6 protein-coding genes and 2 pseudogenes are annotated in these 6,091 nt (G+C 64.0%); 5 read left to right on the top strand and 3 right to left on the bottom strand.

Annotation, left to right across the window (positions count from 1 at the left end; all coding sequences use genetic code 11):
• A pseudogene (locus WDW90_RS33945) lies at positions 1-101 on the top strand (CBS domain-containing protein); the annotation flags it as partial.
• 358 nt (positions 102-459) lie between these two features.
• Here the strand turns inward: WDW90_RS33945 and WDW90_RS33940 are convergent.
• The 3 genes from WDW90_RS33940 to WDW90_RS33930 form a co-directional block, all read right to left on the bottom strand.
• Positions 460-831 carry a PRC-barrel domain-containing protein gene (locus tag WDW90_RS33940; RefSeq protein WP_336492090.1) on the bottom strand — a complete coding sequence of 124 codons (372 nt, stop codon included), beginning with the start codon at positions 829-831 and terminating at the stop codon, positions 460-462.
• Positions 832-1,381: 550 nt separating this feature from the next.
• Positions 1,382-1,936, bottom strand: coding sequence for a transposase (locus WDW90_RS33935; RefSeq protein ID WP_336492089.1), 555 nt, complete (start codon positions 1,934-1,936; stop codon positions 1,382-1,384).
• Positions 1,937-1,941: 5 nt separating this feature from the next.
• Positions 1,942-2,211, bottom strand: a complete 270-nt coding sequence (locus tag WDW90_RS33930) for a hypothetical protein (RefSeq protein WP_336492094.1) — start codon at positions 2,209-2,211, stop codon at positions 1,942-1,944.
• A 318-nt stretch (positions 2,212-2,529) separates the two neighbouring features.
• Between WDW90_RS33930 and WDW90_RS33920 the strand changes: the two genes are divergently transcribed.
• The 4 genes and pseudogenes from WDW90_RS33920 to WDW90_RS33905 form a co-directional block, all read left to right on the top strand.
• A complete protein-coding gene (locus WDW90_RS33920; RefSeq protein WP_336492093.1) occupies positions 2,530-2,829 on the top strand; it encodes a hypothetical protein in 300 nt (99 codons plus the stop codon).
• A 350-nt stretch (positions 2,830-3,179) separates the two neighbouring features.
• The gene (locus WDW90_RS33915; protein WP_336492087.1) at positions 3,180-3,899 is read left to right on the top strand and encodes a PAS domain-containing protein; all 720 of its coding nucleotides are present in this window, start codon (positions 3,180-3,182) and stop codon (positions 3,897-3,899) included.
• 784 nt (positions 3,900-4,683) lie between these two features.
• Complete coding sequence (locus tag WDW90_RS33910; RefSeq protein ID WP_336492091.1) at positions 4,684-5,340, top strand: DUF2336 domain-containing protein; 657 nt, start codon at positions 4,684-4,686, stop codon at positions 5,338-5,340.
• A 553-nt stretch (positions 5,341-5,893) separates the two neighbouring features.
• Positions 5,894-6,091: pseudogene (locus tag WDW90_RS33905) on the top strand (molybdopterin-dependent oxidoreductase); the annotation flags it as partial.

The raw sequence follows: 6,091 nt of genomic DNA, 5'->3' as shown, positions 1-6,091 counted from the left end.
AGCTCGTCGGCATCGTCTCGATCGGAGATGTAGTCAAGCGTCGCCTTCCCACACTGGAGGCCGAGCAGCAGGCCATGCGCGACTACATCACGAAAGCCTGAGGCCGCCGACTGTTGTCATCGTCAGGACGCAGCCTCGCGGCTAGGCGATCCTTTTCCGGGTTGCCATAACCCGGCGGAGGTGGTGCCGGCCGGCACCCGAGACAAGTAAACTCAGCAATCCACGTCACGCGCGAGGCTCCGGAATTCGCATAATCGGCGCGCTTCCCTTCGCGCAATCCCCTTTTGGGGGCAGGCGCTTCACGGCCCAGGCGGTTGCTGCATGCCGGAGGAATGCAGCCGATCTCGCCCGGCTCTCCCGGATGCACCGGACGACAATCACACGCTGGACCACCCGGGTGCGAGCCACTTCGGGCGAGAGTCTGCGTCGGTTGGCGGGCATGTGCTGGCGGTGACGGGACTACAAGTCCGCCATGTACATGTAATGGTCGCTGAGTTGCTGCCTCTGGTGTCCGGACAGGAGCGCCTCGTCACCACGGGAGAACTCGGGTGCCTGGCGCAGCTGCCCTTCCGTGATGGTCGTGTGGTAGCCGTGGAGCTTCGTGTCGTAGTGGAGCTGTTCCCACGGGATCGTATGGGTCTCGGAACCCACGCCGAGGAAGCCGCCGAATGAGGTGACGGCATAGGCGACATGGCCGCTGATCTTCTCGATCACGAGACGCTTGATGGTTCCGATCCGCTTCCCATTCGCGTCGAAGACGGGCGTGCCCTCGATGTGGTCACTCTCGATGAGCGGATGGCTCGCAGCCGATGACGTACCCGTCTCTGCCATAGCTCGTTCCTCTAGTTTGCGGTTCAACGGCACTCAGGGAAGGCGAGGCGCCCGCTCTCACTTCCGATACCATTCCCAAGTGAGCCGCCTGCCGGCTGGAGGCTTGGAGGTCGTCCGATCGAGGATGAGTTGGGCTCGATTGAGCAAGGCGCGGAAGCGCTCTCTTTCGGTCGCGACCTCCGCAATGAGCCCGGCACAGCGTTCCAGACGCTTCAGGTCCAATTCGTGGTCTGGCTCCGGCATGACGCCCTCCACCATTCGAGGCGCTAGCCTAATCGCCTGGGTCAGTGACGGCCATTGTCGATCCCACATAGCCAGCTACCGCACGCACGACCCCTTATGCTCGCGCACGAGGCTGCGGGATCCGCATAATCCGGCGCGCCTGCCTCCACGTCAGGCCGTTTGTGGAGCGGGGCACCGACCGCAACACCATGACCTTGGGAGAACACGAGCGCGGCCGGCGCCTGCACCCTGATCGCTCGGCAGGGCGCACGACGATGCTGTGCCTCGGGGTGAGAGCCGGCAATCACTTAGTGGTTCATCCAGTAATTTATGCGGCCTTAGGCAGGAGCGCGATGCCGGGCTGGCGGCGTGGGCGATGACGCCGCCGGCCCCAGACGACGGGATGACGGTGCGCATTCCCGTATTCCGTCGCTTGCGCAATGGCGGCGGCGACCTCGTCCCAGGTCTCGAATGGGCGGCCGGCCAGGGCGAGTGAGCGCAGGATCCTCCACCACGGCTCAATCAGGTTGAGGTAGGCCCCATATTTGGGCTGGAACACCATTTCCCAGCGCGGGTGCGCCAGCAGGAACAGCAGCGCGTCGGTCGTGCGGTGGCTGCCCAGGTTGTCCGCGATGGCATAGATCCGTCCAGCCTCCTGCGGCAGCCATGCCGCGACCGCCTCCAGAAATGCCACCCAGTGGGCTGTGCCACGACCCGGGTAGGGACGTGTGAAGGCCGCCCCCGTCGCCGGGCAGAACGCCTCGAAGACATAGCCTTTGCCGCGCCGGCCATAGTCGATCTCTTGCCGGGCGCGGCCTGCCAGCGGAGGGGTCGGCCGAACGAGGTCTCGGCCCGGATAGCTCTTGGCGCTGAGAGGCCCCATCTCGTCTAAGCAGACAACGAGACTGCCCTCGGGCGGCGCGGTGTAGAGCGTCTCGATCCGCCCCTTTTTTTCGCGAACTCAGGGTCGACTCGCTCGCCGAACCAGGTCTCTTGCCGACGCCAGTGCAAGCCCTCCTGGATCAGAATCTCGTCGATCCGGCTGCGGCGCATAGCGATGCCTGGGTGCTCCCGCAGATGGGCCACCAAGCGGTCCAGCGTCCAGGCGGCAAACGGCAGCCCCAGGGTCTGCGGCTTGGTGAGCGCGGTGGCGAGCACGGTGGCGCGCTGCTCGGCCGAATAGGTCGGCCGGCTCCCGAGCGGGCGTGGTCCTCCAGGGCGAGCAGCCCTTCGGCGTTGAAGCGGCGGATACGCCGACGCACCGTCTCGGCACTGACCCTGAGCGCCTCGGCAACGGTGGGCGGGGTCTCAGTGGGGTCGCCGTCCCGTGCTGGCCCAAGATCGATGGTGCGGATCCTGGTGCATCGACCGGACCGACGGCACGCCCGTTCCACAGTCAGGGGTAAAAAAGGCAGCTCCATCTGCGAGCGGTAGCTGCTCTGCGACGCGAACGGCGACGCGGCCTGGTTCCGTCTCGTGACCACCAGGGCTGTTTCCAGCAAGCTGGCGCCGTTCACCCGGGAAAGGGGACGGCGCGACGGCGAGGCGGCGTTCGAGGCTTTGGTCGTGAGCTTCTCCAAGAAGTACAAGGACGTGAAGTCGAAATCCGGCCGCACGTTGGGCGACTGGTCGAGACACCTCCGCTGGGAGGTCGGGGCGGACGAACGGTCCATCCACGCGCGCAACACGAGGACCTTGCTGATGCTCGCCCAAGGCCGCGGCACTCTCCGCAATCCGCGTGGCAGTCCCAAGATCGCCAAGGCAGCGTCAAGGTAGCTATGAAGCCGTCCTCTATTTATTGTTGCAAATGTTCAATAGGTTCACATGTAAACCTCGCCGAAGCCGCATTGCATCATGTGTTATTTTGTGCAAAACAATGGGCGGCTGAAGAAATCTTGCGCGAGAGAGGCAAGGTTACCGCGGTCGCCGCGTTCTGCAGAGCGATTCGCAGGATCCGAGAGTATTCTCGCGCGTTCGGTCGATCTGGAGTGCGACGTGTTATGCGTCTGTGAAGGGTAGCTCATGTCGTCCAAAGACGGAGCCTGCTCGGAGTTACCCGCGGCAGTCGGGGCAGCCGGAAGAACTCGGTTGGGCCAATCTGGTCCGTCTGCTGTGGGGGGAAGGCGGTGCTATCCGACACCTTCGATGCTCCTAATTATAGCTGGAATAATGAGCCGTCGCGGGCTGAGGTGTTCAAGCAATTCAAGTCGGCAGTCTACACGACCGACGCGGATGGCTGGCTGACCTACTACAACGACGCCGCTGCCGATCTCTGGGGCTACCGGCCCGAACTCGGCAAGACTCGCTGGTGCGGTTCCTGGCGGATCTTCACGACGGTAGGCGCGCCCCTGCCCCTCGACCAGTGCCCGATGGCCGTCGCGCTGAAGGAGGGTCGTGCCGTGCGCGGGGTGCAGGCCGTGCTGGAGCGGCCGGATGGAACGCTGATCCCCTTCATGCCGTATCCGACGCCTCTGCGGGATGCATCAGGTGCGATCGTGGCGGGCTCCAACGTGCTTCTGAGCCTCGCTCCTCCCACGGTACTGAACATCCCGGATCTTCCCGCCGCGGCGTGGGCAGAAGGACTGCCGGATGAGGTTAGAGCCGGGCTCGAAATGGACCATCTTACGGGCTGCCTCCAAGCCACTCTGGCTGCGCTGGCGGACGCCGAATTCGGTTTCCAGAGCGACTGCGAACGTCTGCAGACTTGGTCAGGGTCAGCCGCAGAGAGGGACGGGATCATATGCCAGCTTGAGAGCAAGCGGCAGAGGCAGCGCGACCTGCTGAACCACCGGCTGGCAGATCTTCAACGACGGACCATGCTTTTCACCTCGCAAGGAAGGCTCTGAGATCAAAGCCAAGCGGTTGCGCCCGTCATGGGTGGATGCCCTCTGCGGGTCAAGGTTGCACGTGCGACGTTTCCATCGAGAGGACGGTTGCGGTCATGTGTCCGGCCTCGTGTGCGACCAGCCATGGTCGCGGGCCTCGATGAAGTGCGCAGATGCGAGAGCCTGATCAATAAGACGCGCTCGAAGGCGCAGTGACGAACTCGGTTTCGCTCGCCCCCTGGCGCGCCGGTCTCCGGACTTGTGCGTTGACGACAAGCCAGGGTGCAGCAACGAAGCGGGCCGCTTCTGCGCGGTTGAGCTCGGAAAAGCGATGATTGCAAAGAATTGCACCTGGGTTCCGAGGAGCCAGTGCCAGCTGGGTCACGAGCACCGTCCTCTGCGGCCAGAGTGAATTTGGTTACTGCGTCAACAATCCACCGTCTAACCTCATTTGAGCTGGTCTCAACGAGCCGGATCAGCTCAGCCCACTGAACCGGGAGCCCACATCAGCAGGGGAGAGGCACCGTTATGGCATTTGATGCCGACGGAAGCGCGGGTTTGGAGGCGCTCCTCGCCAGGATCATTGGCACCGCTCACGCCTCAGCCGCCCTGAAGCTCGCGGACACCTTCGACGAGTCAATGAGCGCGACGGCGGCCAGGGTCTATGACGGAGCCCTCCTGCGTCTGGCCCGCGCCGAGCGCACAGAGACCCGGGCGCGGCTGTCGCGCCGCTTGGCCGCACTCGTGGCCGGCCCGGTGCGCACAGTCATCGACCTCGCTTTACGTCCTCGATCCACAGGTGGCGATGCCGGCGCTGCGCCAATCCATTCTGTTGCAAGATGCCGATCTGATCACGATTGCCCAGACCCGCAGCCAAGGGCATCTCGGCGCGATGGCAGACCGGCGTGAGGTCGGGGCATCGGTCACTGACGTGATAGGGGCCCGCGGCAATTGGCCGGCGCTGCGCCTGCTGGCAGCGAACAGGACGGCAGAGCTTTCCGGGCAGGGCTTGGCTCGTCTCGCGGCCCTCTCGCGGGGTGACGGTCATATCACGGTGGCGCTGACCAAGCGCACGGATCTGCCGGCTGCAGTGAAGGGCGGCCTGCTCGCCCGCTTCAGGGACATGGTGATGGCCCAGCGCTCTGTACTGCGCGGCGAGCACTCGGACGTGCAACTCGACCAAGTGCCTCCGGGCGACATGAGTGTCCCGGCTGCGTCGGCTCCTGCGAGGCAAGGAGGAACGGACCCGCTCTCGGCCGAAAAGCTGCGCTCGGCTGCCGTGCGGGTCGGCGTCTTGTCCCAGTCGCGACCGCTCACGTGCACTGAGGTGTCCGACGCTCTCGCGCGTGGGCGTTTGACTGAGGCGGTCGTCATCCTTGCCCGCCTCTCGGATGAGGAGCCGGAGACCTTCGTTCATGCACTCAGAGGCTTGAGCCCCGTCAAGAACCTCGCCCTGCGGTGATGCGTAGCGCCGGCCTGAGTTGGGCCACGGTGCTGCTTTCAGTCTCATCAATCGGGAAAGCTGACGGTATCGGGCATGCAATAGCCTTGGGCAGAACTGGATCGGGCGAGCTGTGAACGGCCTCTGCTGGATGAGCAAGGCCGACGCACTCCGGGACGAGAACCTGCTCCGTGACAGCCCGTCGCGTTAGGTTAAACCCAAGCTAGGACCAACGCCTTCGGCGGAGCGGCGGGCGCAGGTGATGCCGCCCTCCAGTGACTTGGAGCGTGGCACGCACTCCCTCAGCATGACGATGCCGATAACCCGCATCTATGTATCAGAAGGTAGTTTGCATTGGCTTAGCTCGACGGTTTGAGCGTAATTTGCCGATCTGCGCTGAATGGCCGGCGCGTCAAAAGCGCTACCGCCCGTCCTCCTGCGGGCGATGGAAATGCATCCAACAGACGACCCACTGCGGATCTATAAAATCTAGCATACGGATAGATCGCAAACCATAGATTGATTTAAGCGAAATTCCCGGATGGAAAAACAAGCGAATTCTGAGGGAGCGCACATCATGCATCGGCGTGAACTTATTAGGCGCCTTGGAGTTGGCGCCCTTACTCTGAGCGGTGCATCGCTCAAGCCCCTTTTGGCCTTCGCAGGTGAGACCGTCACCCTGCCCTTCGGCAACGGCGAGCGGCCGCTCGTCGCCTATCCGGGCAAGCGGCCGCTGCTGCAGATGACGGCCCGGCCGCCGCAGCTCGAGACG

Origin of the sequence: Methylobacterium nigriterrae, from assembly GCF_037106235.1 — a bacterium.
Classification (GTDB): Bacteria; Pseudomonadota; Alphaproteobacteria; order Rhizobiales; family Beijerinckiaceae; genus Methylobacterium; species Methylobacterium nigriterrae.
Note: the sequence above shows the minus strand (reverse complement) of the source record. Positions and strands in the feature narration are given on the sequence as shown.

Excerpts from the sequence above, each read along its gene's own strand:
- WDW90_RS33935 (WP_336492089.1), bottom strand. The coding sequence starts at position 1,936 with ATGGGGCCTCTCAGCGCCAAGAGCTATCCGGGCCGAGACCTCGTTCGG.
- WDW90_RS33940 (WP_336492090.1), bottom strand. The coding sequence starts at position 831 with ATGGCAGAGACGGGTACGTCATCGGCTGCGAGCCATCCGCTCATCGAG.
- WDW90_RS33910 (WP_336492091.1), top strand. The coding sequence starts at position 4,684 with ATGCCGGCGCTGCGCCAATCCATTCTGTTGCAAGATGCCGATCTGATC.